This is a genomic window from Streptomyces sp. NPDC002851, assembly GCF_053591935.1.
The window spans coordinates 270,439-293,252 of the sequence record NZ_JBSFUT010000003.1; the positions used below are offsets into that span (position 1 = coordinate 270,439).

The window sequence follows — 22,814 nt, forward strand, 5'->3', positions numbered from 1 at the left end:
CTCGTACGGTAGCGGCCATGACCGAGACCCCGGACGCGCGCAGGTTGATCGAGATCGCCCGATCACTCAACCGCTACCAGTGGCAGCCCACCGATGAGGAAATCGAGTGCGGCGCTGCCTTCTTCCACCTGGTGAAGGGCATGGAGGAGAAGGAGCGCCCTAGTTTTCCCCGGAGTACGGAGCTGTGGAAGCCGCGACTGCGTACGGAGAATGTCGCCGTGCTGGCCGAGGAAGTCGCCATGCTGCGGGACGTGTTTGTGCCCGGGTGGCGCGACCGCTTGCAGGGAGGCTCGCCGATGCTCGAGCTGGTCGACATGTACGTCCGCGGTGCGCAGCCGGTGGTGGAGCGCGCGGGTGATGTGCTGGCCGCCTGGCGGACGGCTGCCTTGCCTGAGCCGACCTGTGAAGACATCGCCTACCGCGTGCGGTATTCGGATGCTTCGGCAGAGGAAGTCGCGGCTCAGCTGCGCTATGAGGGCGCCGCTCGGTGGGAGGAGGAGTCTCCTCGACGCTCCCTGTGGAAGGAGATGGAGCCGTCCTGGAACCACTTGGGGGCGGTGCGGTCGACCATGATGGCCGCGGTGAGCGGGGACGTCGAATACTGACGGGCCCGCTCCGACGTGCCTGCGGATCTTGACGATGTGACGTCGGATCATCTGCCGTACTAGGCAGTGTCCGACGGGTCTGGTGACTGGGCGGCGACCATGTCGTTCCGATTCTTGTGGGGCGGGGGATCTATCCGACGCAGAGTGGGCCCGGCTAAAGCCGCACCTGCCGCGGAATGTCGGGCGTGGTGGCGGTGGAAGGACCACCGCAGGGTGATCAACGGTGTTCTCTTCCGCCATCGGACCGGCATCCCCAAGCGAGACCTGCCCACGCGGTTCGGGAGATAGAAGACAGTGCATGACCGCCACCGGCGTTGGTCGGCGGACGGCGCATGGGCGCGGATCCTTCGGGCTGTCCAGGCCGACGCCGACGCGGAGGGGCGGATCGACTGGAGCATGGTGAGCGTGGATTCCACGGTGTGCCGTGCCCACCAGCACGCCGCAGGCGCCGGTCCGGCACGGACCGACGAGGGCACCTGCGGACCTGCCCTGAACATCTGTGCGGCGATAAGGCGTACAGCTCCCGTCGGAATCGCTTCTACCTGCGGCGACGGCAGATCCGGCACACCATTCCCGAACGCAGGGACCAGTGGGCCAATCTCCAGCGGCGCGGCAGCCGAGGTGGTCGTCCCGCTGGTTTCGACCGGGCGCTCTATACCCGCAGGAACGAAGTTGAGCGGACTATCAACGCGCTCAAGGGCTTCCGGGCCGTGGCGACCCGGTACGACAGGAGAGTGTTCGTCTTTCACGGCACCGTGACCGTTGCTGCTGTGCGTCTCTGGCTTCGTTCCTGACGCGCCGAACAGAGGCCCTAGGGTGCTGCCATGCGCGACGACACGCCTGACGAAACGCGCCGTGTCCACTTGAGCCGGATCTTCGACGAGGACCCGGACCTGTACGACCGGGCCAGGCCCGGGTATCCGCCAGAATTGTTCGACGACCTCGCCGAGGTGGCCAGCATCGGCCCCGGCTGTCGTGTCCTTGAGGTAGGAGCGGGCACTGGCAAGGCGACCTTGCCGCTCGCCGAGCGCGGTTGCCGTATCACCGCCGTCGAGCTGGGCGCGGACATGGCAGCCGTCGCCCGCCGCAACCTGGCCGGGTTCGAAACGGTGGAGATCGTGACGGCGGACTTCGAGACCTGGCCACTGCCGCAGGAGCCGTTCGACGCAGTCGTCTCGGCGACGGCGTTCCACTGGATTGATCCGGCGGTGCGGATGACAAAGGCCGCGGACTCGCTGCGGCCAGGTGGCGCCCTCGCCGTGGTCGCGACGCAGCATGTGGCGGGGGGCAGCGAGGAGTTCTTCGTCGAGGTCCAGGACTGCTATGAGCGTTTCGATCCGGCCACGCCACCGGGGCTGCGGCTTCCTGCCGCAGAAGACGTCGACACGTCGGATTACGCGGATGAGGTCGCACGCAGCGGCCGGTTCGGCCCCGTCGTGTTCCGGCGTTACGAGCGGGATCTGACGTACACCACGGCGGAGTACCTGGAGGTGCTGCGGACCTACTCCGGCCACCGGGCGCTGCCGCCGAAGGCCAGGGAGGGACTGCTGGAGTGCATCGCCGGGCTGATCGACAGGCGGCACGGAGGCCGGGTCACCAAGCGGTATCTCACGGAACTGCGGGTGTCACGAACGGCCCCCGCTCTACGGTAGGCGCGGCTCCAGCCGTGCCCACCGCACTGACAGTTCGCCCCGCTCCGGGAGCCCCATGGGTCACCGATTGGCCCATCTGGCAACCCATCGGACAGTCCCTAGGCGGTGTCCGACGCGTCATGTTACGAGCGTTGCGGGATTACCGTATGTCGCTTCGTGGTTGACAAGGCAGCGTGAGCGGCCTGCTCCGAGTTGCGGCTCTGTGTCGATGACGGGGAGGGGGCCGTTTGCATCCCTGGAGAGGCCCCCTCCCCGGGGCATTGGGAAAGGGGCCGTACGCCTACTTCACGGCTGGGACGGTTTAGCTGGCTGGGCAAGTATTGCCGAAGGAGGGGTTGAGCAGCCCAATGATCTCGATCTTGTTGCCACACAGCTCGGCTGGCAGATGGATGGGGACCTGAATGGCGTTGCCGGAGATGACACCAGGCGAGTTCCACGACTTCCCCTGTGCACCTGCGTCGGCAACTGCGGCGCCTGCGCCTCCGATGACTGCGGTAGCAGTCAAGGCGATCGGGGCGATGACGTGGCGTGTGCGCAAGATTCCTCCTGTGAAAGTAATGATCACTGGAGACAACGCCACCCCGATGATCCGAGAAACGCCCGCCATACGAACGAGTAATCAGACTCATCCGATCGGTTACACAGCGGCCGCCATGACGCCACCCGGACGCCCACCGTCAATCTGCCGCGACCCGTCGGACAGGCCCCTAGCCCGCCGCGCCGGTCGGGCCGTGGGCGTCAGGTGGGGGTGCGAGCGAGGTCTGCCAGAAGCCCGCATCGCACCGTCCGGGTAAGCACGGGTCAGACGAACACACCGTGTGCCTGTGCGGCTCGCCCTGCACTGGAATCAGCTCACAGATAGAGGCGTTGGCCTGCGGTGTACGGTGTGGGGATGTTCCTGCTGGAGGAGCGGTTCCTGCCTGTCGCCGTGGTCACGGAGGAGTTGAGTGCGGCGCTCGCCGAGGCGCGTCATTCGGACAGCCTGCCCGTGCTCGAAAGGCTGGGCCAGCAGGGGCTCATCAACAGGTTGATCGTGGCCTGGGCGGACCTTTTGGCCCAGCCGTGGCCGTCCGGTGCGGTTGCCTTCCGGCAAGTGCGGCAGGAGGCGCCGCAGACAACCTGGCTTCCGCACGCCGAGGCGCTGGTGGATGCGGCGGCTTCGTCCGACATCGCCTGGATCAGGCGGGCCTGCTCGGACACCTTGCATGACCTGGATGACAACAGCCTCTTCGGCATGCTCGGCGTCATGGCGCAGGGCGTACGACAAACGCTGAGCGTGGCCGGGGGGATGGAGCGGCTGCTGGAGTGTGCGCGGTTGCATCACGCCTGCGCTGGACCTCAGTTGTCCGTCCCGCCCTACATCGGCATGGTCTCACCGGCGGCCTGGGTCATCGCCGCGAATTCCGCCGGCCATTACGAGGACGCCTGGGAGCGCACCGCCACCCTGATTGGCAGCCGGGCCGACGCTCTGGAGGCGGTCACCGCCCTGTGGCTTCAGGTCACTGCGCAGGTCATGCTCCAGGCCGAGGGAATTCTGGTCGAAATCGATCCCGACACCGGCATGCCGCTGGCCGTGGTGGAGCCCGGATCCGACCACCCGCAGATGGCATCCGCCAGTCTGATCCAGACGGCTCTCGATGCTCTCCATCAGCAAGACGCGGCCCAACTGGAGCAAGCCACCCGCGAGATCGCCGCCCTGGATGGCGGCGACAAAATGGCCCTGAACTGGCAACTGGCACGCAACCTTGGACAGCGCGTCAGCCAGTTCCTCACCCAGCCGTCCTGATGCATCGCAGCCGTCCGCGTCTACGACCCCGGACGCGATCCCGTAGTCCTCGACGCCAAGGCAGATGCGCGTCGTCCGCCATGGTGGAGGCGCGGTTGGCACAGGTTGTCCTGTGGCGCAGGGCCTGTCTAGGTGTGGTGTCTCACGACGACGTCGAGGGTGACTACTGCGGAATGTACTTCGACCGCAGCTTTCGGTCTCCCGCCAATCTGGTGCGCTGCAGGAGAGAGGGCCCTTAGAGTCACAGCCGTGGGGAGTCCTTCTTGGTATCAGCGTCAGCCGAGTATAGAACGGGGGCTGCGTCTGTGGCCCGTAGGCAAGGCCCTGACGTTGGTGTTCGTCAGCGCGATCGTCATCGCGGGCAGCGTGTTTTGGATGCTCGTTGAGGTGCTGGATGTGCACCAGCTCAAGACCGAGACACGACTGACATCCCAAACCTTGTTCGACATGGTCAAGCTGTCCTTCGGAGTCGTCGCCGGTGCCGGTGCGCTCGTCGCCCTGATCGTTGCCTACCGCAAGCAGCGTGTCGACGAAGACGGCGCCCAGCGCGAAACCACAAGGCTGCACACCGAACGCTTCAGCGCCGCCGTAGCCCAGCTCGGCGAGCCCTCACCCGCCGTCCGGCTGGGCGGCGTGTACGCCCTGGCAGCACTCGCCGACGACGCCCCCACACCAGAGCTGCGGCAGTCCTGCATAGACGTGCTATGCGCCTACCTCCGCATGCCGTACACACCTGATCCCGGTCCCGGAGAGCAGGCAGCCCACCATGAGTACCTGGCCGCCCGGGAAGTCCGGCACACGATCATCCGCCTCATACGGGACCATCTGCGTCTGAACGCCGGTCATCCCCGTTCCTGGCAGGGCCACAGCTTCGACTTCACTGGCGCCTCCTTCGACGGAGGCGATTTCACCGAAGCAGATTTCTCTGGCGGCCACGTGAGCTTCCAGAAAGCGCAGTTCACCGGCGGCGAGGTCCACTTTCACGGTGCACAGTTCACCGGCGGCGAGATCAACTTCTTCCTCGCTGAGTTCACCGGCGGCACGGTTGACTTCAGCGGCGCTGAGTTCACCGGCGGCACGGTCGACTTCAGCGGCGCTGAGTTCACCGGCGGCACGGTTGACTTCAGCGACACTGAGTTCACCGGCGGCCAGGTCCAATTCAACCGTGCGCAGTTCACTGGCGGCCAGGTCAACTTCGGGGGCGGCGTCATCTTCGGGCCCGCGCAGTTCACCGGCAGTGAGGTCCAATTTAACGGTGCGCAGTTCACGGGCGGCCAGGTCGACTTCAGCGGCGCTGAGTTCACCGGTGGCCAGGTCGACTTTCGAAATGCAGGGGGCAGTATGCCCGCAGGCTTGCTGCCCGCCGGAGGCGCACCTGCTCCATCGGGTCTTCTGCTCCCCGCCGAGTGGTCGGCTGCGGCGTTGTGAGCGTGTTGTCGTTCGTTGCGCGTTGGGGTGGCACCAATCTCCCGAGACAGCACATCTAGGTGGGGAGGGTTCCTCAGCCTGGCGGGCATACGCACAGGCAGGTCAATCATGGCATCGCCGAAACCGGCTGGCCCAACTGACGTGCCCGGCGCTGAAGACGGGACGCACGGCCTGTCTGGCCGCAGGAGCAACCGTTACTCGGTGGGCTCCGTTTGTTTGTCGGTCGTCGAACTCCTCGGGAAACTCTCTGTCCGTGGGCTTGGGCGGTTCGGGCCCGTACTCCGTCATGACGATGGTCTGCTCGATCCGTGCGATCCGGTACATGGCGTCGCCGATGATCGCCTGATCGGTTTCGTAGCTCTGGATCTCATCGGCGGCTCGGAGGTAGCGGTCTTGTCGGGCCGGGCTACGGAGGGCCAGGTTGCGAAGGACGCCGGAGAGATCATGTCGTGCCGCGTCCTCGGTGGGGAGGGCGGGGAACATCTGGCGCCAGCCCTTGTCCTCGAGGACCATCGCCGCGTACGCGGTGTAGTGGGACATGCTGGTGTGCTCGAAGGCCCGGGATGTATCGCTTGGGTACTTTCGGCGCAGTTCCTCTTCGCGCTCGCCGTCGGCGAGTAGTTGCTGTGCCTCGCTGTCGAATGCCGCGGCGTCCTCGTCGTCGCCTTGGCTCGTGTCTCCTGTCATGCCAGCAGCATTGCGACGTAGCGGCATCTTCCGCAGGCATTTGCCGCAACTCACACTCGCGAGTGATGGGCTTCGAGTACGACTCAGCAGACCATCTGCGGCAGTTCGCTCTGCAGAAGGTTGGAGCAAGGTCTTCGGGCGGCTCATCGTCGGATGGCTGGAGGAGCACCGCGACCAGGTAGCCGACATCGATCTGATCATCGGCAACCCCACTGCCCCCGATCGCGTGCCGCTCCAGCACATCGAAACGATCACGGCCTCGGCCTACACGGAAGACACGCTCGGCCGGTGGCCGATCGCCGACCCTGACAGCCCCGCGCTGATCAAGAAGCACGAGACGAAGAAGTCGGCCAGCGGCGGCGTCCAGTGGCAGGACAAGCTGCAGGCCGCACAGGGGCACGCCGAGGCGCTGAAGTTCCGCAGGAGCGTGGAGAGCGAACGCATTCTGCTGATTGACGATGTCTTCACGACAGGCGCCACGTTCCACACGGTCGGCAAGCGCCTCATGACCGAAGGGAAGGCGACCGAGGTTCGCGGCCTGGTCCTCGCTCGCGTCCCGTTCGGCGCGTGAGGTTCATGTCGACTCGCCTTGGCCGACGGCGAGTTGAGTTTCTGGTATTTCGGTGGCGATGGCCGTGGACTGTGCGTCACTCTCCACTGTGACCGTCTTCCATGTGGTGCAGCATGCAGAGAAGGAGCGTCAACTCGGCGATCCTGGCCTGACTGCTCTGGGTCGGCAGCAAGCTGCCCGTACAGCGAAGTGGATACAGCGCACCGGGGTCGGCGCCGTGTTCAGCAGCCCGCTGCGGCGGGCGCGGGAGACGGCGCAGTTCATCGCGGTGGCGTCCGGACTCCGGGTCCAGGAGGATGCCCGGTTGCGTGAGCGGATGAACTGGTCCGACGGCCAGCCCATCGAGGGGTTTCTCGCTGATTGGGCAGCAACGGTCCGCGACCGGGACTTCGTTCCTCGCTCCGGGGACTCTTCACGGGACGCAGGCGCGCGTTTCCTCTCGTTCTTGACCGACCTGGTGGTGGAGCGGGAACCGGTCGTGGTGGTTACCCACGGCGGGGTCACCGTGGACCTGCTGCGCACACTGGCTGGCGACGAGGTACTGCCGGATAGCCTGCTGCACAACGGAATCCCCTCCTGCGCCATCACCACGCTCGACGGCACGGCCGTCGTGGACATCGCATCGCAGGCCCACCTTCGATAGGGCGCCGGCCAAAGTCGCGGCACTTGCCGTGTCCCCCGCAGGTCGTGTCGCTTTCCGGGTGGCGGCCTTGAGGCGCGTGTCGCCTTCCGCAGAGGCGCTTGGACCTCGTTGCGCAGTTTCCCTCTGGACTTGATCGGAGTCGCACTCGCCGGCCGCAGCCTACAGGTGCAGGAGTACGTCGACAGGTTCCAGCTCTGTGGGCTCCGGGTGCACTCCGAACATGTGGCGGCATTCGTCGAACCCCTCAACGCGGGTGGTGGGCTGGGTCTGTCCACGCCACTGGTCGGCGGTGATCAGGGCGTCGTGGGCCTCCACCAGGCGGTTGCCGACGGCGAGTCGGCGTACGCCGTTGGGCACGTAGCCGAACTTCTCGGAGACGCGGCGGGAAGCGGTGTTATCGGCGAAGGCGGTCGAGGTGATCTGCTCGGCGCGGAGGCGCACGAACGGTCTGAGCTCGTACAGGTGCGTGGCAGTCCCGCTGTAGTCCCTCGTACGCTCCAGACGTGCTACCCCCTCACCTCGCGGTACCTTGCCGATCGGCTCGGTCGAGGAGGACGCGTGTTCCGTGGGGTCCGAGCAGTCATGTGCTTCAGCCCGTCGCCCAGTACCGCGGGAAAGTGGTGGGCAGAGGTGCTCAGCACCGAGCTGCACATCGAGCAGGAGGGGGATTCCGAGTATGCGTGGCTCGATGTCGCGGGCGTGGAGTTCGGGTTCCACATGCTCGACGAGAAGAACACCCCCCGCGGCGGCAGCCCCATCCCGTACTGGTCCGTCGACAACGTCGACGCCGTACGACAGCGCCTGCTGGATGCCGGCTGCACTCACCACCGCGGTCCGCTCCAGGTCGAGCCTGGACGGAAAATCTGCCAGGTGGTTGACCCCTTCGGCGTGGTGATCGGCCTGGACGGCCCATAGAAGCCTTGCCATGAACGCACTTCGATGACAGCCGAGTTGGGTACGGTCCGGTCGGGGCAATCGAAATTCGGCGGTGGAAGCGGGCATGAGCAGGGCGCGTGCGGGTCTCACAGAATTCGAGGCGAGAGCGCGCGGTGGCTCACACCCGAACCACATCCCGTACCTGAAGGAGTTGCGGGATGGCATCTGGCCTTGGGACTGGTGAGGCAGCATGTTCAGGTGTCGCGTCTACACGAGCCGTCCGACGTGTTGGTCACGGTGAGTGACTGCGCTGACGGCGGCGCGGCGACCCACCTTCCTGAGCGTCCCCGGTCAGGCTGGGCAGATGGCGAACCGGGAACAGCAGACGGCGTACGTGGGCGAGTGGTGGCTGCCTGAGCGGCCAGATCACGTGATGCACGGCACCCTGAAGTTCGGTGCGCGCTATCCGGAGCTGGAGCTGTACGACCGACCTTCGTCGCACGGGGGCGGCGACTCGGAACCGTTCGAGCCGCCCGTGATCCACGGCCACAGCATGGGCACCAAGCTGACACTCCTTAAGAACGTGCAGACTGGCGCCACCACAGTCGGTCAGGGCGAGCACCGAAGGGTCCATCGGTTCTTGATCGTAGGTACGGTGCTGATCGGCGATTCCCGCCTGGGAGAGGAAGACCTCCAGTTCAACCGGGCCTCCCTGCGTCTGGCGAATCTGGACGAATGGGTGAACCGGTCGCCGTACAACCGGGAGACGGGTCCGCCCGAATCGCTGCAGGTGGTCGACGATCTGCCGTATCTGACGGCATCGGTCCCCGGCTGCGAGATCTTTCTGGGCAGGACTGTGACCACGCACTTCAATCGGCTGGCGGACGCCGGGTTCAGCAGCCACGAGGTGATCGAGCTTCGGCTCGGCGAACGGCTGCCGCTCAACGAGCTGGAGTACCAGTTCGTCCGCCCGCTTGAGCAACTGCTGACCTTGGCCACTGGCTTTCACAGCAAGGGGCTCGACCTTCGGGTGGGCAACGACGACGGTGACGTCCGGCCCTGGCAGTTGACTGCGCACTCCGTCCGACGTCGGAGTTCGGATCAGGATCAGCTCGAGCGGCCGGTGGTCCGCTCGCACATGCGATTCGGGATGAACAGCCAGGGTTACCCGCCGGACATCGTCTTTGGGGACTTGGTGCCCCGCTGGTTCGAGTTGCAAGCGCGCTTGTCAGGTGTCTGCGATCTGATCTTCTCTCTCCGCTCTGACACCGGCGGCTACCTGCAACAACAGCTGTTCACGATCGCCTCAGCGGTTGAGGCTCTGCATCGTGGACTCAATCCAGATAAGAAGACCGCCGACGACCGAGCCCGGGAGACCACGATCGTTGAGGCCGTGCAGGAGAACTGCCCAGATCACGGAGAGTGGCTGAGGAAGGCCATCGAGAATGCGTTCCGCAAGAGCTACGCCGTCCGGATTCAGGAGTTGCTGCAGGAGACCGGAGAGGTGATGGCCGACGTCGTGGGGGACCAGGGCAAGTGGTTCCGGAAGCTGCGCGACGTCCGCAACGAGCTCGGTCATGTGCTGTCCTGGAAGACGACCGTGGACGAGTTGGTGGGCATGCTCTCCTCCGCCCTTCTTCTCGCCGAGGCCGTTCTGATGCGCCGGCTCGGGTTCAGCGAGGCCGAGTGCCGCCGGTCGCTGGACTACCACTGGGAACGGAAGAACGTGCGTGCCTTGGTGATGAAGGGCTTCCCGGAGTGGTTCCCGGATTCTGTCGAGACAGGGGCTAAGTAAGCGCCCACCTGCCCGCTGGACACCCCATCCGCTGTTCCAGCACCCTGGGGACCTGTTGCCTGGCTACGCTGGCCACCATGGCCCCGCGGCCCAGGAGTTTCCGGTGGCCGGGCACGTGCACGCCACCACCCTCAAGCTGCCGATGTGGCATGGCGAGGACGATGTCAGCCTCGCCGACGCCTACACCGCGGCCATCGCCAAAGTCGCCGCCCACGCGAAGGACCTGCTGCTGTGACTCCGTCTCCCGTCAACACCGCACTCCTCGAAGACCTCACCCGTGCCGCTGAACGTGACGGCATCGACAAGACTGCCGTCGGCGCCGTCATCGCGGACGGGGACGGGAAGGTTCTGCTGCTGCACCGGACATCCGACGACTACCTCGGCGGGTTGTGGGAGCTGCCTTCCGGCGGCGTCGACGACGGCGAGAACCTGATCGAGGCCCTGCGGCGGGAGGTCGCCGAGGAGACCGGTCTGGCCGTCGCCGCCGTCGGCGACTACCTGGGCCACTTCGACTACCGCTCGGGCAGCGGACGCGCCAGCCGCCAGTTCAACTTCGCCGCCACCGTCACCGAGGCCGACGAGACGGTGAAGCTTACCGAGCACGACGCGTACCTGTGGGCGGACCGCTCCGAGCAGGACCAGGTCTCCAGCGCCACCCAGGCCGTCCTCGACACCTGGCGTAACCGAGCACCCTGACCGGCTCGCGAGCCGGAAGCGGGCTCCGCCCATGCCTCCGAGGAGGATGGCCGGGGCCCGCTGCCGCACATACTGGTGATTACGGGGCGGGCTCGAATTGGACGGTGGTGTCGGGGCATGCCTCGGCGAGCTGGGTCAGGGCGCCCAGCTCGTCGGCGTCGACACTCAGACGCCAGCGCAACTTGGCTCCGGTCCACTCGGACAAGTAGCGGCACGTCACCTCGGCGTTCGGGAGCCACTCGGCAGGGTCCTTGTCGGCCTTGCTGCGGTTCGAGCCGGCCGTGACGGCGACGAGGTGGGTCTCGGAGTCAAGGTCGTTGGCGTAGGCCTCACGCCGTGCCGCGGTCCACTGCGAGGCTCCCGAGTCCCACGCTTCGGCGAGGGGCACCATGTGATCCACGTCCAGGGCGCCGGCGGAGGTCACCCACTTCGCGTCGTAGTAGGACCACCAGCGGCCGCCTGACAGCTTGCAGCCGGGCAGGACCTCCGGCGCGATGACCGCCTCCGCGAGGAGTACCTCCATGCGCGTGTTGCAGCCATCGGCCGGGTCCTGCCCGGCGTTCCAGTGCTTGAAGCTGCTGCGCCGGTAGCCGTCGCGGCTCTCCGCGGCCAGGGGCAAGCTGGCCACCGCTTCGGCCAGGGGCAAGGTTTCGGCGGCGTGTGCCGGTGCGGTCATGGTCAGGGGCAGGACGGCGAGCGCGGCTGCTGTCGCGGCGTGCAGAAGAGTCTTGATCACAACGCGAGTTGTAGCGGCCTGGATCAACTGTTCTGCACGACAACCGGGCTTCTCACCCAAGCGGGTGGGCAAGTTCACCGGAGAAACGATCAACTGCTGTGGCCTGGCGGCAGCCGCTGTGCAGGTAGAGGTGTACGCGGCTGTGACTTTCACGCGTACGCCGACAGGAGCCTCAACAGCATTCTGTCTCTGCCGCTCATTGGCAGGTACAGGACCTAGGAACGCTTGCCGCGAAGAGATTCGTTCAGCGTCTGGATGATCTCCCCTGGCATCCCGAGGTCGGCACACGGCGGCGTCGTGGAGGTCTCGCGGAGCTGTGAGTAGTAGGCGTACTGCTCATCGGTGAGCCGCTGGATGACGGCGCCCCCGCAGAACGAGCAACCGCGGAAGTCGGGAGTGCGGTAGAGGAAGGTGGCGAGGGTGAGGCAGTCCGCACCAGCCTGCAGTTCGGTCGGCACGTGCATGCATTCGGGCTCGTAGCGTCGGCGCCGCGGGCAATCGATCGGGTTGTGGGATTTCAGGCCGAGCCCGCCGTAGCCGTAGCCGTAGCCTGCGGTCAGGCCGTGGAGGTCCGTGCCGTAGACCAGCACGTCAGCCAGCGGCCCCAGGTCTTCTGGCCGGGCGAAATGGTGTAGCTCGATCCACCGGACAGCGAACGTAGTGGCCTCGAAGAACGCTTGCCTCAGTCCGCCATGTGTCTTTTCGGGCAGTTCAATCGTCCGCAGATCGGTGGAGTGGGTCACCGTGTGCCGCAGGATGTCCGCGACCGCGTTGGCTTGGCGCCAGTTCCACGCCGCGCGTTCGATGGCAGCCGTGAGTTGGTCGAGCGATGCGGACGCCTTCAACCGGTCCTCGATGTTCTTCACGGCGAGTATTCCCATGTCAAGCATCCTAGTTCGGCGCCGGCCCGCAGCGGCTTGTGGCAGTTCTCGCACCGGCGCATTACCCGCCTGGCCATTGGTCTTCACCGTGCGCCCGGCTGTTGGATGGTGAAGGCGCTGCCGGTGTGGGTGAGCCGCAGTAGCCGGGCCAGGGAGTGCGGGACCGCGTGCAGCCGCAGCTCGCTCCCGCTGGCTTTGGCTTCGCGGGCGACGGCCAGGAGCGCGGACAGGCCGGAGCAGTCGCAGAACGTCAACCCGCCGCAGTCCACGTCGACGCGGTCGTGGGTGGACACCGCGGCCCGGAGGGTGTCCCGCACGTCCGGGGCGCTGACCACGTCGAGGTCCCCCGCCACGGTCACCCGGCAGCTGCCGGGCTCGCTCGGAAGCACGGCCACCCGGAACATGTCGTACACGACGCCCCCAGTCAGCGAAACGGACGGGGCCTCGTGTCCAGGAAACCCCGGGCCAGGGCCGGTGTCCACACTCGCCATGGGGCCTGGCGGCTAGGCACTGTCCGGCGGATCTTTCGCTACGTGCTGGACTTTCCGCAGAGAACCCCAAGTTCCGATTCGAAGAGGCGAGTTGCAGCCTCGATCTGCCGAGCGGACTGACCTGTTTGACCCAGGATCCGGCCGCCACGTGGAGACATAACAGCACCGGCCTCGATGAGCAGTCTGCGGACGAAGCCGAAGCTCCGGCCGCAGGTCCGTGCCAGGGTCCGGATCGAAACTCCCTGGACGTATGCCCGCCGCAGGGCGACGCCCAACTGCCTCCGTTGCATCCCAGTGATACGGGCATGTTTGCTGAGCATGATGCCTTGTTGCTCCTTCACGTTCACAAGGCGATCTTGGCGCACGCGAAACTCCGGCTACCGCGGGACGGCAGCCCCCGCGACTGCATCACTCAATGAGCGGAGCCTGAGTCAAGAGGTGAAGAAGCCCTGTTCGCCACGTACCCCGATCATGAGCAGGCCAAGCCAGAGCCAGAGCCAGAGTCGGATCGACACGACAGTGACGGTGCCATGGAAGACGTAGGCGCATTTGACATGCCAACGACGAGAAGCCGACGGGTTCGCTGAATCTCGCAGGGATTGTTGCAGGAACCCAAGAGGCATCCACCTCATTTTCGGGAGAAGGCACGCGAGTTCACTCGTGCACGGGGCTATCGCTGTACCCGTGGTGCCGGGCGATGATTTTCCAGGTGTCGCGGTTGCTGTCCCAGTACAGGGCCTCGGCGACGCGGGCTGGTGGGAGCCACTGGTGGGCCTGGTGCTCGTGCGCGTTGGTGGTCACCATGGTGTCCGGTGTGACGGCGGTGTAGAGGGTCTTGCTGATGGTCAGCTCGGAGGAGATGACAACGGTCAGTCCGGTGGCGATCTCAGTGAGCTGAGTGTCGGCAAGTTTCAGTCCGGTCTCTTCACGGATCTCGCGGAGGGCGGCCTGGAGTGGGGTCTCGCCGGCTTTGATGCCGCCGGTGATCGGTTGCCAGAACGCTTCGTGCTTGCCCGACTGGCCCGGAACCTGGAGAAGAAGGATGTCCTGGCCAGGGCTGGTGAGCCAGCACTCGATGCTGTACGTGGTCGTCACAGAGCCCGACCTTCTCATGCGGGAGTGGTTCCCAGGGGTTCTTCTGAGGGGGCAGATGAAGCGTCTCGGCGGGCTCGGTGAGAATGTCGGCGCCGTACCGGACGACGACGCCGAGGGCTGGGAGCGCATGTCGGCGGCGAGGTCCCGTAGCGGGGCGATGGTGCGGTGGGAGCTGATCTCCTCGGTGAGGTCGAGTGCTCGGTGGGCGGTGGTGCATGCGTGCTCCAGGTCGCTCTGCCGCCACTGGGCGTCGGCCTGCCGGGTGAGGTAGAGCGCGTGCCTACGGACCCGGTCGGCCGGGAACAGTCCGGCGACCTGGGCGAATGTGCCCGCGGCGCGGTCGGCCTGGTTCATGTCGAGCTGGGTGGGGGCGAGGGAGCCGAGGAGCTCGGCCTGTTCGGTGAGGCTCAGTCCAGCAGCGCCAGCAGCCGTACGGCCTGCCGTTCCAGGGTTCCCTGCGGGTTGCGAGCGTGCCCTGGCCGGTCGGGCAGCAACATGACCAGCCACAGCAGCGCGAACAGCCGCCGCAGCTCCCGCAGCCGTACGGTCTCCGCCGCGCTCAGGTCGACGTGCGCGAGCAGGGCGGCCACATCGAGGGTGCTGTCCACCCAGCCGGAGGGGTGCTCGGCGAGCTCGGCGAGTTCGAAGGCACGGTCGCTGCGGCCGGAGTCCTCGAAGTCGACCATCCGCACCACGTCCCCGTCGAACAGGTAATTGGCGAGGTTGCCGTCCGTGAGGCCGAAGACCGGCACGACCTCGGCCTTGACCACGTCGTCCAGCGGCGCCATGCCCAGCCACCGCTGCCCCGCGGTGAACGCCTGCTCGACCTGAGGGACTGGGCCGAACCGGTGCGACTGAGCGCACCAGTCCCGGGCTTTGTCGACGGCCTTGACCACGTTCCACGCGCCCTCGGGGATCTTGTGGAGCACCTTCGCAGGGACGGCCTCGTGCAGCGTGGTGACGGCCTCGGCCAGGGCCGTCGCTGCGTTGCCGGTGACCGTGGTGCCGCGCAGCACCTTCCCCGGCAGGCGGGACATCACCACCACCGGCGGTTCGCCGTCCAGGTCGGCCTCCAGCGGCTGCGGAGCCAGACCGGGGGCGTGCTCGGCGAGCAGTGTGAGCGCCTGCCACTCCCGCACCGGCTCGCCGCGGTCCCAGGACGTGAACCGCTTGATCACCGTGTCGGGACGGATCTCCAGCCCATGGGTGCTGCTCTGCCCGGTCACACCATCCTCCTGCCGCCCTGCCGGGCATGCTTTCTGGATCACGGACACCGACACGCCCATGCTACGGCCGCTCCGGGCGGCCTGACTTTGCCGATCACGGTGTACGGGATCGTGATCGGTGCCAGGATGGCGGCGCGAACAACAGGGCGACGGGCAGGAGGGGCGTGCTGGAGGGAGAGCCCTGGATTGTCCGCCACCTCTAGGCTGCCGTCGACCGGCGGTTCGGTCCCCACCTCAGCGCCATGATGGACCTCCTGGGCAGGGCCCAGGAGACGCAGTGGATCTCCACGGTGCGCGACCGGCCCATCAGGGCGAAGGACGACATCGCACGCGCGTTGAAGGAGTCGGAGCCCGGAGCTGGTCACGGACAAGACGGAACGACTCCCATAGCAGGCGCCGGCTCCCGCGGCGGGCGCCCGAGCCCCTTCGGCGGGCACGCGAGGATCGCAATCGGCATGGGGCCCGCCTGGCTTTCTCATCGCGGTTCGTCTGTCAGATGCGTTACTGGCTGGGGCGGTCACCGATGTAACGGGCGTAGACGTCGGCGGTGCCGTCGTCGACGCTGCGGGCCCGGGCTTCGAAAGTGCCGGCCGGTCGGAACGCTGCGTGCCTCCCGGTGCGGATGCGGTAGCTGAGGTTGGTGGCCCGGTTCAGATTGCCGAGGTTGGCTATGTGTGCCCACTCGTCGTGGCGCTCGCGGAGTGCTGCGGCGGTGTCGTACGCGTCCTGGTTGCCGTGGGTGGCGGGCAGGGGTTCGAAGCGGGCGTGCATCAGGAGTCTCCGGGGCACAGGCGGGTGGTCTCGGCTAGATGGCGGATCTTGGCGGCGGCGGTGAAGTGGTCGTCTGCGAGGTGCTCGCAGAGCACGTTGGCGAGGCGGGCGATCTCTTCCAGAACCTGCTCGGGGTCGAAGCCCGCATCCGTGGGTGAACTCTGATCGCGCACCGCTGCGTCGAGGATGCCGCGGGGTGGGGTGGGGGCGCGATCAGAGTCGGTCATAAGCGTCTTCCTCGGCGAGGGCCTAACGGTTGTTGCAGCGGCAGGTGTTGGTGATGGTGTTGAACCAGCTGTCGCAGGAGGTGCACCACATGGCGCCAGGTGCGGGCGGTACTTCAGAGTGTCGCTTGGTGCGGTCGAGCACGGGGATGGGTCTCCTTTTCAGAGGTTGTCAGGGAGCTGAGCGCGTGGGCCGTCGGGGGCGAGGACAGCGACTATGTGGTCGAGATCCTTGGGCCGCCACAGGGCGGTTTCGAAGCCGCACGCCGCCAGGTGCTTGAGCCAGTCGCGCTGCGCTGCGCGCAGGCGCCCGGTGTTGGACTTGAACTCGGCGAAGATCGTGCGCCTGGCCTTGGGGTGTCCGTAGACCTCGTCGGGCCATCCGGCGTCGCTGCGCTGCGAGTTGTGCGTGTGGTAGGCGAGGGCCCAGCCGCGGAGGGCTGCGAGCTTGCGGACGTGCCGACGGAACTCCTCTTCGGTCACGCGGCAGCCTTCCGGTGGGGCCGCAGAGCGATGGCTTCTTCGAGTGCGACGCGGTGCGCGGCGGCGTCCGGGTCTGGGTTGCCCGGGATGAGGGGGCGGGCCGAAGGGCCCGGCAGGCTGGGCCGACGGCGCTGCTCCTTGAGGAGTTCCGGCAGCGGGTGGCGGGTCTTCTCCTGGAGGAGTGCCTCGAGCGGGCGCCCGTACTGCTCGACGATGAGGGCCTGGTGCAAGGCATCGTCGATGGTGTGGCGCAGGGCATCGTCGTATCGGGTGTTCGTGGCAGGCATGTCGGGTTTCTCCATGGGTGGGCCGGGACCCGCTGGGGGTGTGCGGGTCCCGGCCGGAGGGGTGGCTCGTATCGGACGAGCCGTTCCGGGCGGGCGGGGCGCGGGGGGTCGCTGCCCGTCCGGAGGCTGGGTGGATGGTGGGGCCGTGCCAGGGCCTCACATCATGTAAGAACCTAGCACGAAGATAAACATCGGCCTATTCGTGGTCAGTCTGCGATGGCCAGTTCGTCATCGTCGTACGGCAGCGCCTTCACGGCGCCGACCCACAGGACCATGTTCAACTGCTCGCCGGTCAGAGAGTCGCGGACATGACTCGTGACCCGCCCGACCGGGCGGAGCTTGCCTCCGGGGACGGGCTTGGCGGGAGTAACGAATGTCTGCTCATCAAGCACGGGCTCCTCCTTGTCGTGGCGTCGAGTCGCGGTGGGCCCGTCGGGCGACCGCGAGTGTGAGTGCGTCGAGGCCGCGGCCCCACGCTGCGGAGACGGGTTCGTTGAAGGCGAACCCGGAGCCCGGACTCTCGAAGTCGGTGGCGCGCCAGCCGTCGCTTGCACTGGCGGCAGGGCGTTCGAAGTGCTGGATGCCCCCGTCAGGAAGCGTTACCGCCAGCCGCAGGATGCCTGGCGGCGCGGCGGCAGGGGTGATGCGTCGACCCGTTTCGAGGGCCTGCTGAGCCAGTTGGTCTCCGAGATTCATCACTATCTACTCTCTAGTTAAGTCCCGGCCTATTTCTCAGCGGAATGAGGCGTATCCGTCGCATGTCGGACACGTGTCTTCCGTGCCCGGGGTGACGCCGAGGGTGCAATGGGGGCACGGGAGGCAGCGGCCTGCGCCGTGACAGGAGTCGCATTCTCGGGCGCGCTCGTACGGACCGTGCAGATAGATGACGGTCCCGGTGCCTTCGCAGGCTTCGCACTCGGGTGCCGGGACGCCAAGGGTGGCGGCGGCCTCGATCATGGCGGGGGCGGTGAACATCGCTTCTCCGTCTGAAGGGCCCTGCCATCGCGCGGCGGGCCCTGGTCGACTACTTGATCCTGGTGAAGGTGCGCGTGAGTGTCCCGCCGCCGCCCGTGAGTCGGCGTCCTGTCAGTTCGATGCGGTCGCCATCCTGCGTGACTGTGTCGTAGGCCATGACGAGGAGGGCTTTGACGTCACCGCGCACCTCTGAGCCTTCGATCGCGCCTATGGATGAGTTGACCAGTTCGCCTGCCGAGTCATGCGTGTATGTCTCGATGCCGTAGGTGGCCTTCTCGTCGATCTGCAGGTCCCGAACGTCGCTCACTTGGCGATCTCCTCTCGTGGGTGGTCAGTTGAGTGGGTTCTCACCCTTACCTCTTATGTATTATTCTACTCACGCTAAGCAGGGTGTCCAGTTCCCGAATGTGATCTCCGCTACGGCCAGCCAAGTCCACTCGCGGCGCAGGGAAAGGCGGTGCAACCGCCTGCACGGCGCTGGCATGCTGCTCGTCATGGATGTGGAACTCCGGATTGCCGGTCCTCAGGACGCCGATGTGCTTCTGAACCTCCAGCTCACCCTGGATCAGGAGTCCGAGTTCATGCTGCTGGAGCCCGGCGAGCGAGACACTGATCCAAGTCATCTGCGCAGACGGCTCAGCGACAACAACGACCCGTCCTACACCGTGATCAGTTGGGACGGCCCAACGGCCGTCGGTTACGTGTCCGTCGGAATCACCCCGCACGCCAGAGCCCGCTCGACGGGCCACGTAGTCATTGGTGTTGCCGCGCAGTTCGCTGGTCGAGGATTTGGACGCGCCCTGCTTCAGTCGGCTCGCGAGCATGCCGTGGAGCGAGGGCTCCGCAGGCTCGAACTGACCGTCATGGAGCACAACCACCGGGCCCTGGCTCTGTATCTGAAATGCGGCTTTCAGATAGAGGGGCTGCGCCGTGACGCCCTCATCGTCCAGGGCGAGTCGGTCAGCGAGTACTACATGGGTGCGCTGCTCACTCCATGAGCCTGTGCCAGCCCCCTTGGGCTGCTAGGTGGTGAACAAGCTCCCCTGCACGGGCTCGTTGCCTGTCGGCTCGATGCCATCGTTGAGGTGGTCGAGATGTTCAGCGAGGGTCCAGTCGAGCCACTGCCATTGCGGCAGGTAAGGCCAGGGCCGTGGGCCGGTCTTGTCGACCAACGTCACACCCGCCTTGCGAGCCGCGTTCGCCACGGCTGCGTTCTCGAGGATCAGCAGATGCGGTTTGACGCGGTGGATGGTGGTGTCGTCGAGCCACACTTCGCAGTACGGGCTGTCGAGGCGGGTGAGCATGGCCAGGCGGTGAATGTCTCCCCATCCTGGGTGTAGGCCACCGGGTTTCACCCAAAGCCACGTCCCGAGCCGAATGTCTCCGGGCCCGTTCGGCATGTGCTCGTACGGTGGCCTCTGGCGCTGTTTGCGTCTGGGCTTCGGCGGTCGCTGCGGCGGGAAGTGCGGATGGGCCTGGTGGTACTCGTGCAGCTCTTTGGCGACCGCGGCCATGGAGTCGTTGTGGTCGTAGCAGCTTGGTCCGGTGTGCCAGTGTCGCGGCAGGCGCTCTTCCCAGAATGTGGGTGAACCGCACTGGCAGCGCCCGGGCGTGAGGTAATCGCTCGCGGTGTCACACGGCCACGGAGTCGCGCACGTCCGGCATGTCCATGGTTCGGTGCGGCAGTTGGGGAGATGCACGTCGGGCAGGTAAAGGGGCGATGGCGGCGTCCAGGTGGCCATGCGTCACCGGCCTGTGCGGTCGAGCAGCGCCGTCGCGGCCGCGTGGATCTGATCGGCACTCCACTGCGATCCGGTGAACGACAAGGTCGCGAGTCGGTTTTGGCCTTCGTGCAGGGCGATGCGGGCGGAGCCGCGGTGGGCCGCCAGTGCGAGGTGGCGGCCCTGCGCGGTCCCGGCCGGCACGGTCAGCTGCCACCAGCCGAGGCTGAGGTTCTCGTCGTCCACCGTGTCCGGGGTGTGGTGTCCGATCACGTTGAGCAGGGTGCCGTCGTCGTGGCGGCAGCGCCCGTAGCAGGCCAGCAGGGCTGCGCGGGTGCCGCCGACCATGAAGGCGTGCCGGCTGAGCGAAGCGCGGGTCTGGGTGCGGACCTCGACGTGCGGGGCCGGTGCGTACGGAGTGCGGAGCATCCAGAAGCCGGGGCCTATCTGGTCGCGGTACTGGCGTCCCAACTCCCAGCCCCTCAGCCGCTGCAGCCGGAGCCAGGTCCATTGCTGCCCATGCGTGCGGTAGTCGGGGTCGTCAGGCCGGTCGGTCATCCACAAGGTGGTGACCGGCTGTGCGGCGGACGTGGCGCCGTCGGGGAATGCGGTCTCGATCCGGACGAGGACCCGGGGTGCGTTGAACGGCACACGTTCCCCGGAGTCGTCGAGGGAGGCGGTGAAGACGGAGCAGGTGTCGCAGTCGCCGTTGCGTATGCAGTGGCCGAAGCCGCCCCAGCGGGCGCGGCGGGTGTCGTAGCTCTCGTACAGCGTGGCCCACGACTTCGGCTGCAGGGCGCACTGTGCTCCACCGAAGCCCATGTGGGCATTCAGGCTGAGCCGGTTGTAGCCCTTGCCGTCGGCGGGGCGGGTGGGCGCGGGTTCGCGCAGGTAGATCGGCACAAAGAGTCCCAGAGGTGCGAAGGGGCAGGCGAGGCCGGTGCAGTACCGGCCCCATATGGCCGCGCGGGTGGGTTTACGGCTGTTGGTTGTTGGAGTTGTGGACGGTGATGACCGCGTGGCCGTGGTCCGCGAGGAGGAAGTGCGTGAGGGTGGCGGTCCCAGGGTCGGTCGCCGTCTGGTGGGCGTAGGCCTCGATGTCGTCGTTCCAGGCGAAGCCGCGCGCCAGGAGGGCGGCTTCGGTCGCTTCGTCGAGGTCGTCTTCTGATTGCGGGGCGGCTACGACGCCGTGCTCGGCGTCGATGGTGACCAAGTACAAGGGGGTTCTCCGAATCGGGGTGGGGCGGGGTCAGAAGAGCTGGTCTTGCCCGTCGACGTCGCCGGGTCGAGAGGGCTGCTGGTGTGGTGCGGGCGCTTCGGGTACGGGTTCGCCGAAGAGGGCCTGGGTGCCGACGTGGTCGGGAGCCGCTGGGATCCGGACCGGTCCGGTGGGCACGGGCAGTTCACCCGGCACAGTGACGTCGAAGTCGGCGCGCTGCATGGCGGTCCAGTCACGCCCAGCCGAGGCGGTACTCACAGGGCGGCCTCCTGCTCTTCGCCCGTGTCCGTGTTCTGCTGGTTGAGGCGGTCGCGGGTTTCCAGGACGGCGTCGGCCCAGTCGTGGACGAGCGCGGTGCCGGCCTTCGCTGCGGCCTCGCCGGGGCTGTCGCCTTTCTCGAGCGCCTTGAGGTAGCGGGCCGCGGTGACGTCGACGGCGGACGGTGAGGTGAGAGTTTGCATCAGGGTCTCGGTGTGGGCGGTGCCGCGCAGGTGGCTGATGGCGTTGGCGGCGAGGCCGATGATCGTGCCGACGTCGCGGCCGAGCTGCTCGGCCTGAGTGGGGGTGAGCGGCGCGGTGTAGCGCATGACGGAGCTGTCTCCTGACGATGGTCGAGTGAAGGCGAGAAGGGGCCGCAGGCGGCGGGCTGGGCCCCAATGGGCGGGCTGCGGGCGAAGGTTGCGCCCGCAGCCCAAATGGCGGGGTGGTCAGGCGGCGACGGTCTCGCGCTCGGTCTGCTGGTGCTCGTCCGCCTCGGCCTCCGGGTTGACGGTGACGAGTTCGCGGGCCTCGGCATGCGCCTTGGCCTGCTTGAGCTGGAAGCGGGCCTTCGTCAGCGACTCGGCGACCCGGTCGAGCTGCTCCAGGCGTGCCCCGACCTGCGTTTCGAGGTTCTCGGCGAGCTTGAGCGGCTCGGTGCGGGCGATCTCGTCGAGGAGTTCGCGGACCTGCTCGATCTTGTCGAGCGTGGTGCGCGTCTTCTTCTGCGCGGCCGCGCGCTCGGTGCGCTGCTCCTCGGTCATCTCCTCAACCACCATGAGGACGGCCTGGTCCTGCTGCTGCTTCATCGCGTAGGCGAAGTGCACGATCTCGTTGTCGGAGGCGAACTCGCCGCGCACGAACTTCGAGAGCACCGACCCCTGATTGGCGAGGTTGAGCGCGGCTATCTGCACGGCCGCCTGCGTGCCGATCTTCCCGTCCTGGACGAGCTGCTGGACCTCGATGCGCAGGTCGAGCAGCGTCAGGCGCAGCTTGACGTAGGTGGTGGTCTTGCTGAAGTCGGCGGCCACGGACTCGATGGTGGCGCCCTCTTCTTCGTCGAGGATGCGCTGGTAGCCGTGGGCCTCCTCGAAGGGGGTCATGTCCTCGCGGGTCACGTTCTCGGACATGGACCGCTTGAACCGCTGCAGTTCACTCTTCTCGGAGGTGATGTTGGCGCGGATCTTGGTGCGGCCGAGGATCCGGTGGGCGCGCCAGCGGCGCTCGCCGGAGACGATCTCGTACCCGCCGAGCTTGTTGTCGGGGCGGACCTCGATGGCCTGCATGAGGCCGTACTTGTCGATGGAGTCGGCGAGTTCGTTGAGCGCGTCCTCGTTGAAGTACTCGCGCGGCTGGCGCGGGTTGCGGTGGATCTGGTTCATCTTGAGGACGCGCTGCACTTCGGGCTCCAAGAGGTGGTGTGAGGACTTCTTTCTCCCTCACTTCTTATAATTATTCTACTAACCTCAGGAGGGGTGTCCACTCCCGGACTCGCCCCGGCAAGTGACCTCGACCACGCTCAACTCACGCCCCGGCCAGCGAAAATGCATGTAGGGCGCCGAGTTCCCTCGACGCCCTACATGTCTCTGCGGCCTCAGTCCGCGAGCGGCTGCTCCCTGCCCGGCCGCTCGCGCCATCGCGTCACCGCTGCGGGGGCACCTGAGGCCGGCACGGTAAAACACTCGGCCCGGATCGGGCAGCGTCCGCA

Annotated in this window: 32 protein-coding genes and 1 pseudogene; 12 read left to right on the plus strand and 21 right to left on the minus strand. The window is 66.8% G+C overall.

Annotated features, from left to right (window positions below; all coding sequences use genetic code 11):
• Window positions 1-17 precede the first annotated feature (17 nt).
• The 3 genes and pseudogenes from ACWD10_RS04905 to ACWD10_RS04915 all read left to right on the plus strand — a co-directional run bounded on the left by ACWD10_RS04905 (window position 18) and on the right by ACWD10_RS04915 (window position 2,257).
• A complete protein-coding gene (locus tag ACWD10_RS04905) occupies window positions 18-605 on the plus strand; it encodes a hypothetical protein (protein WP_451087037.1) in 588 nt (195 codons plus the stop codon).
• 82 nt (window positions 606-687) lie between these two features.
• Window positions 688-1,399: pseudogene (locus ACWD10_RS04910) on the plus strand (IS5 family transposase).
• 30 nt (window positions 1,400-1,429) lie between these two features.
• Complete coding sequence (locus ACWD10_RS04915) at window positions 1,430-2,257, plus strand: class I SAM-dependent methyltransferase (RefSeq protein WP_451087039.1); 828 nt, start codon at window positions 1,430-1,432, stop codon at window positions 2,255-2,257.
• 301 nt (window positions 2,258-2,558) lie between these two features.
• Here ACWD10_RS04915 and ACWD10_RS04920 read toward each other — a convergent pair whose 3' ends face one another.
• Window positions 2,559-2,795, minus strand: a complete 237-nt coding sequence (locus ACWD10_RS04920; RefSeq protein ID WP_451087041.1) for a chaplin — start codon at window positions 2,793-2,795, stop codon at window positions 2,559-2,561.
• Between the two features lie 354 nt (window positions 2,796-3,149).
• Here ACWD10_RS04920 and ACWD10_RS04925 point away from each other — a divergent pair, with 354 nt between their 5' ends.
• Together ACWD10_RS04925 and ACWD10_RS04930 are read left to right on the plus strand one after the other, a co-directional pair.
• Window positions 3,150-4,043 carry a hypothetical protein gene (locus ACWD10_RS04925; protein ID WP_451087043.1) on the plus strand — a complete coding sequence of 298 codons (894 nt, stop codon included), beginning with the start codon at window positions 3,150-3,152 and terminating at the stop codon, window positions 4,041-4,043.
• Between the two features lie 333 nt (window positions 4,044-4,376).
• Window positions 4,377-5,471, plus strand: coding sequence for a pentapeptide repeat-containing protein (locus ACWD10_RS04930; RefSeq protein WP_451087219.1), 1,095 nt, complete (start codon window positions 4,377-4,379; stop codon window positions 5,469-5,471).
• Between the two features lie 102 nt (window positions 5,472-5,573).
• Here ACWD10_RS04930 and ACWD10_RS04935 read toward each other — a convergent pair whose 3' ends face one another.
• On the minus strand, window positions 5,574-6,158 hold the full coding sequence (locus tag ACWD10_RS04935; RefSeq protein ID WP_451087045.1) for a DUF5954 family protein: 585 nt from the start codon (window positions 6,156-6,158) through the stop codon (window positions 5,574-5,576).
• Here ACWD10_RS04935 and ACWD10_RS04940 point away from each other — a divergent pair.
• Both ACWD10_RS04940 and ACWD10_RS04945 read left to right on the plus strand, forming a co-directional pair.
• On the plus strand, window positions 6,157-6,729 hold the full coding sequence (locus ACWD10_RS04940) for a ComF family protein (RefSeq protein ID WP_451087047.1): 573 nt from the start codon (window positions 6,157-6,159) through the stop codon (window positions 6,727-6,729). The genes ACWD10_RS04935 and ACWD10_RS04940 overlap by 2 nt on opposite strands.
• An 88-nt stretch (window positions 6,730-6,817) precedes the next feature.
• Window positions 6,818-7,372 (plus strand): histidine phosphatase family protein, encoded by a 555-nt coding sequence (locus ACWD10_RS04945; protein WP_451087049.1) that lies wholly within the window; start codon window positions 6,818-6,820, stop codon window positions 7,370-7,372.
• A gap of 159 nt (window positions 7,373-7,531) precedes the next feature.
• Here ACWD10_RS04945 and ACWD10_RS04950 read toward each other — a convergent pair whose 3' ends face one another.
• Window positions 7,532-7,813 carry a hypothetical protein gene (locus ACWD10_RS04950; RefSeq protein WP_451087051.1) on the minus strand — a complete coding sequence of 94 codons (282 nt, stop codon included), beginning with the start codon at window positions 7,811-7,813 and terminating at the stop codon, window positions 7,532-7,534.
• A gap of 189 nt (window positions 7,814-8,002) precedes the next feature.
• Between ACWD10_RS04950 and ACWD10_RS04955 the strand changes: the two genes are divergently transcribed.
• From ACWD10_RS04955 to ACWD10_RS04970, 4 genes are all read left to right on the plus strand, one after another.
• The gene (locus ACWD10_RS04955) at window positions 8,003-8,287 is read left to right on the plus strand and encodes a VOC family protein (protein ID WP_451087053.1); all 285 of its coding nucleotides are present in this window, start codon (window positions 8,003-8,005) and stop codon (window positions 8,285-8,287) included.
• 325 nt (window positions 8,288-8,612) lie between these two features.
• Window positions 8,613-10,043, plus strand: a complete 1,431-nt coding sequence (locus ACWD10_RS04960; RefSeq protein ID WP_451087055.1) for an ApeA N-terminal domain 1-containing protein — start codon at window positions 8,613-8,615, stop codon at window positions 10,041-10,043.
• A gap of 103 nt (window positions 10,044-10,146) precedes the next feature.
• Entirely contained in the window at window positions 10,147-10,278 is a 132-nt protein-coding gene (locus tag ACWD10_RS04965; protein ID WP_451087057.1) for a hypothetical protein, read from the plus strand.
• Window positions 10,275-10,739 carry an NUDIX hydrolase gene (locus tag ACWD10_RS04970; protein ID WP_451087059.1) on the plus strand — a complete coding sequence of 155 codons (465 nt, stop codon included), beginning with the start codon at window positions 10,275-10,277 and terminating at the stop codon, window positions 10,737-10,739. The genes ACWD10_RS04965 and ACWD10_RS04970 overlap by 4 nt, the downstream gene beginning before the upstream one ends.
• Before the next feature lie 79 nt (window positions 10,740-10,818).
• On the opposite strand, the gene ACWD10_RS04975 is transcribed toward ACWD10_RS04970, so the two are convergent.
• The 12 genes from ACWD10_RS04975 to ACWD10_RS05030 all read right to left on the minus strand — a co-directional run bounded on the left by ACWD10_RS04975 (window position 10,819) and on the right by ACWD10_RS05030 (window position 18,215).
• Window positions 10,819-11,475, minus strand: a complete 657-nt coding sequence (locus tag ACWD10_RS04975) for an HNH endonuclease family protein (RefSeq protein WP_451087061.1) — start codon at window positions 11,473-11,475, stop codon at window positions 10,819-10,821.
• A gap of 215 nt (window positions 11,476-11,690) precedes the next feature.
• On the minus strand, window positions 11,691-12,356 hold the full coding sequence (locus tag ACWD10_RS04980) for a hypothetical protein (protein WP_451087063.1): 666 nt from the start codon (window positions 12,354-12,356) through the stop codon (window positions 11,691-11,693).
• Between the two features lie 83 nt (window positions 12,357-12,439).
• Complete coding sequence (locus ACWD10_RS04985) at window positions 12,440-12,760, minus strand: STAS domain-containing protein (RefSeq protein ID WP_451087221.1); 321 nt, start codon at window positions 12,758-12,760, stop codon at window positions 12,440-12,442.
• Between the two features lie 125 nt (window positions 12,761-12,885).
• A complete protein-coding gene (locus tag ACWD10_RS04990) occupies window positions 12,886-13,167 on the minus strand; it encodes a helix-turn-helix domain-containing protein (RefSeq protein WP_451087223.1) in 282 nt (93 codons plus the stop codon).
• Between the two features lie 334 nt (window positions 13,168-13,501).
• Window positions 13,502-14,296: an NUDIX hydrolase gene (locus ACWD10_RS04995; protein ID WP_451087065.1), complete on the minus strand. Its 795-nt coding sequence runs from the start codon at window positions 14,294-14,296 to the stop codon at window positions 13,502-13,504.
• Window positions 14,297-14,349: 53 nt separating this feature from the next.
• Window positions 14,350-15,168, minus strand: coding sequence for a phosphotransferase family protein (locus ACWD10_RS05000; protein WP_451087066.1), 819 nt, complete (start codon window positions 15,166-15,168; stop codon window positions 14,350-14,352).
• A 501-nt stretch (window positions 15,169-15,669) separates the two neighbouring features.
• Window positions 15,670-15,939 (minus strand): hypothetical protein, encoded by a 270-nt coding sequence (locus ACWD10_RS05005; protein WP_451087068.1) that lies wholly within the window; start codon window positions 15,937-15,939, stop codon window positions 15,670-15,672.
• Window positions 15,939-16,166, minus strand: coding sequence for a hypothetical protein (locus ACWD10_RS05010; RefSeq protein WP_451087069.1), 228 nt, complete (start codon window positions 16,164-16,166; stop codon window positions 15,939-15,941). The genes ACWD10_RS05005 and ACWD10_RS05010 overlap by 1 nt, the downstream gene beginning before the upstream one ends.
• Before the next feature lie 159 nt (window positions 16,167-16,325).
• Complete coding sequence (locus ACWD10_RS05015; RefSeq protein ID WP_451087071.1) at window positions 16,326-16,646, minus strand: VRR-NUC domain-containing protein; 321 nt, start codon at window positions 16,644-16,646, stop codon at window positions 16,326-16,328.
• The gene (locus tag ACWD10_RS05020; RefSeq protein ID WP_451087073.1) at window positions 16,643-16,933 is read right to left on the minus strand and encodes a hypothetical protein; all 291 of its coding nucleotides are present in this window, start codon (window positions 16,931-16,933) and stop codon (window positions 16,643-16,645) included. The genes ACWD10_RS05015 and ACWD10_RS05020 overlap by 4 nt, the downstream gene beginning before the upstream one ends.
• Before the next feature lie 206 nt (window positions 16,934-17,139).
• Complete coding sequence (locus ACWD10_RS05025; protein ID WP_451087075.1) at window positions 17,140-17,325, minus strand: hypothetical protein; 186 nt, start codon at window positions 17,323-17,325, stop codon at window positions 17,140-17,142.
• A gap of 632 nt (window positions 17,326-17,957) precedes the next feature.
• A complete protein-coding gene (locus ACWD10_RS05030) occupies window positions 17,958-18,215 on the minus strand; it encodes a hypothetical protein (protein WP_451087076.1) in 258 nt (85 codons plus the stop codon).
• Window positions 18,216-18,402: 187 nt separating this feature from the next.
• Here ACWD10_RS05030 and ACWD10_RS05035 point away from each other — a divergent pair, with 187 nt between their 5' ends.
• Window positions 18,403-18,906: an N-acetyltransferase family protein gene (locus ACWD10_RS05035; protein WP_451087078.1), complete on the plus strand. Its 504-nt coding sequence runs from the start codon at window positions 18,403-18,405 to the stop codon at window positions 18,904-18,906.
• Between the two features lie 24 nt (window positions 18,907-18,930).
• Here the strand turns inward: ACWD10_RS05035 and ACWD10_RS05040 are convergent, their stop codons facing one another.
• The 6 genes from ACWD10_RS05040 to ACWD10_RS05065 all read right to left on the minus strand — a co-directional run bounded on the left by ACWD10_RS05040 (window position 18,931) and on the right by ACWD10_RS05065 (window position 22,506).
• Complete coding sequence (locus ACWD10_RS05040; RefSeq protein WP_451087080.1) at window positions 18,931-19,212, minus strand: hypothetical protein; 282 nt, start codon at window positions 19,210-19,212, stop codon at window positions 18,931-18,933.
• 441 nt (window positions 19,213-19,653) lie between these two features.
• On the minus strand, window positions 19,654-20,532 hold the full coding sequence (locus ACWD10_RS05045) for a hypothetical protein (RefSeq protein ID WP_451087082.1): 879 nt from the start codon (window positions 20,530-20,532) through the stop codon (window positions 19,654-19,656).
• Window positions 20,533-20,605: 73 nt separating this feature from the next.
• A complete protein-coding gene (locus tag ACWD10_RS05050) occupies window positions 20,606-20,848 on the minus strand; it encodes a hypothetical protein (protein WP_451087084.1) in 243 nt (80 codons plus the stop codon).
• A gap of 30 nt (window positions 20,849-20,878) precedes the next feature.
• On the minus strand, window positions 20,879-21,106 hold the full coding sequence (locus ACWD10_RS05055; protein WP_451087086.1) for a hypothetical protein: 228 nt from the start codon (window positions 21,104-21,106) through the stop codon (window positions 20,879-20,881).
• Window positions 21,103-21,435, minus strand: coding sequence for a hypothetical protein (locus ACWD10_RS05060; protein WP_451087088.1), 333 nt, complete (start codon window positions 21,433-21,435; stop codon window positions 21,103-21,105). The genes ACWD10_RS05055 and ACWD10_RS05060 overlap by 4 nt, the downstream gene beginning before the upstream one ends.
• 120 nt (window positions 21,436-21,555) lie before the next feature.
• Window positions 21,556-22,506, minus strand: a complete 951-nt coding sequence (locus ACWD10_RS05065) for a ParB/RepB/Spo0J family partition protein (protein WP_451087090.1) — start codon at window positions 22,504-22,506, stop codon at window positions 21,556-21,558.
• Window positions 22,507-22,814: the final 308 nt, after the last annotated feature.

Bases quoted from the DNA above. Each gene is read 5' to 3' on its own strand.
- ACWD10_RS05020 (WP_451087073.1), bottom strand. From the start codon at position 16,933: ATGCCTGCCACGAACACCCGATACGACGATGCCCTGCGCCACACCATC.
- ACWD10_RS05010 (WP_451087069.1), bottom strand. From the start codon at position 16,166: ATGACCGACTCTGATCGCGCCCCCACCCCACCCCGCGGCATCCTCGAC.
- ACWD10_RS04980 (WP_451087063.1), bottom strand. From the start codon at position 12,356: ATGGGAATACTCGCCGTGAAGAACATCGAGGACCGGTTGAAGGCGTCC.
- ACWD10_RS04915 (WP_451087039.1), top strand. From the start codon at position 1,430: ATGCGCGACGACACGCCTGACGAAACGCGCCGTGTCCACTTGAGCCGG.
- ACWD10_RS05005 (WP_451087068.1), bottom strand. From the start codon at position 15,939: ATGCACGCCCGCTTCGAACCCCTGCCCGCCACCCACGGCAACCAGGAC.
- ACWD10_RS04935 (WP_451087045.1), bottom strand. From the start codon at position 6,158: ATGACAGGAGACACGAGCCAAGGCGACGACGAGGACGCCGCGGCATTC.
- ACWD10_RS04990 (WP_451087223.1), bottom strand. From the start codon at position 13,167: ATGCTCAGCAAACATGCCCGTATCACTGGGATGCAACGGAGGCAGTTG.
- ACWD10_RS05035 (WP_451087078.1), top strand. From the start codon at position 18,403: ATGGATGTGGAACTCCGGATTGCCGGTCCTCAGGACGCCGATGTGCTT.
- ACWD10_RS04960 (WP_451087055.1), top strand. From the start codon at position 8,613: ATGGCGAACCGGGAACAGCAGACGGCGTACGTGGGCGAGTGGTGGCTG.
- ACWD10_RS04905 (WP_451087037.1), top strand. From the start codon at position 18: ATGACCGAGACCCCGGACGCGCGCAGGTTGATCGAGATCGCCCGATCA.
- ACWD10_RS05040 (WP_451087080.1), bottom strand. From the start codon at position 19,212: ATGCTCACCCGCCTCGACAGCCCGTACTGCGAAGTGTGGCTCGACGAC.
- ACWD10_RS04925 (WP_451087043.1), top strand. From the start codon at position 3,150: ATGTTCCTGCTGGAGGAGCGGTTCCTGCCTGTCGCCGTGGTCACGGAG.
- ACWD10_RS04995 (WP_451087065.1), bottom strand. From the start codon at position 14,296: ATGAACCAGGCCGACCGCGCCGCGGGCACATTCGCCCAGGTCGCCGGA.
- ACWD10_RS04940 (WP_451087047.1), top strand. From the start codon at position 6,157: ATGCCAGCAGCATTGCGACGTAGCGGCATCTTCCGCAGGCATTTGCCG.
- ACWD10_RS04985 (WP_451087221.1), bottom strand. From the start codon at position 12,760: ATGTTCCGGGTGGCCGTGCTTCCGAGCGAGCCCGGCAGCTGCCGGGTG.
- ACWD10_RS05060 (WP_451087088.1), bottom strand. From the start codon at position 21,435: ATGCGCTACACCGCGCCGCTCACCCCCACTCAGGCCGAGCAGCTCGGC.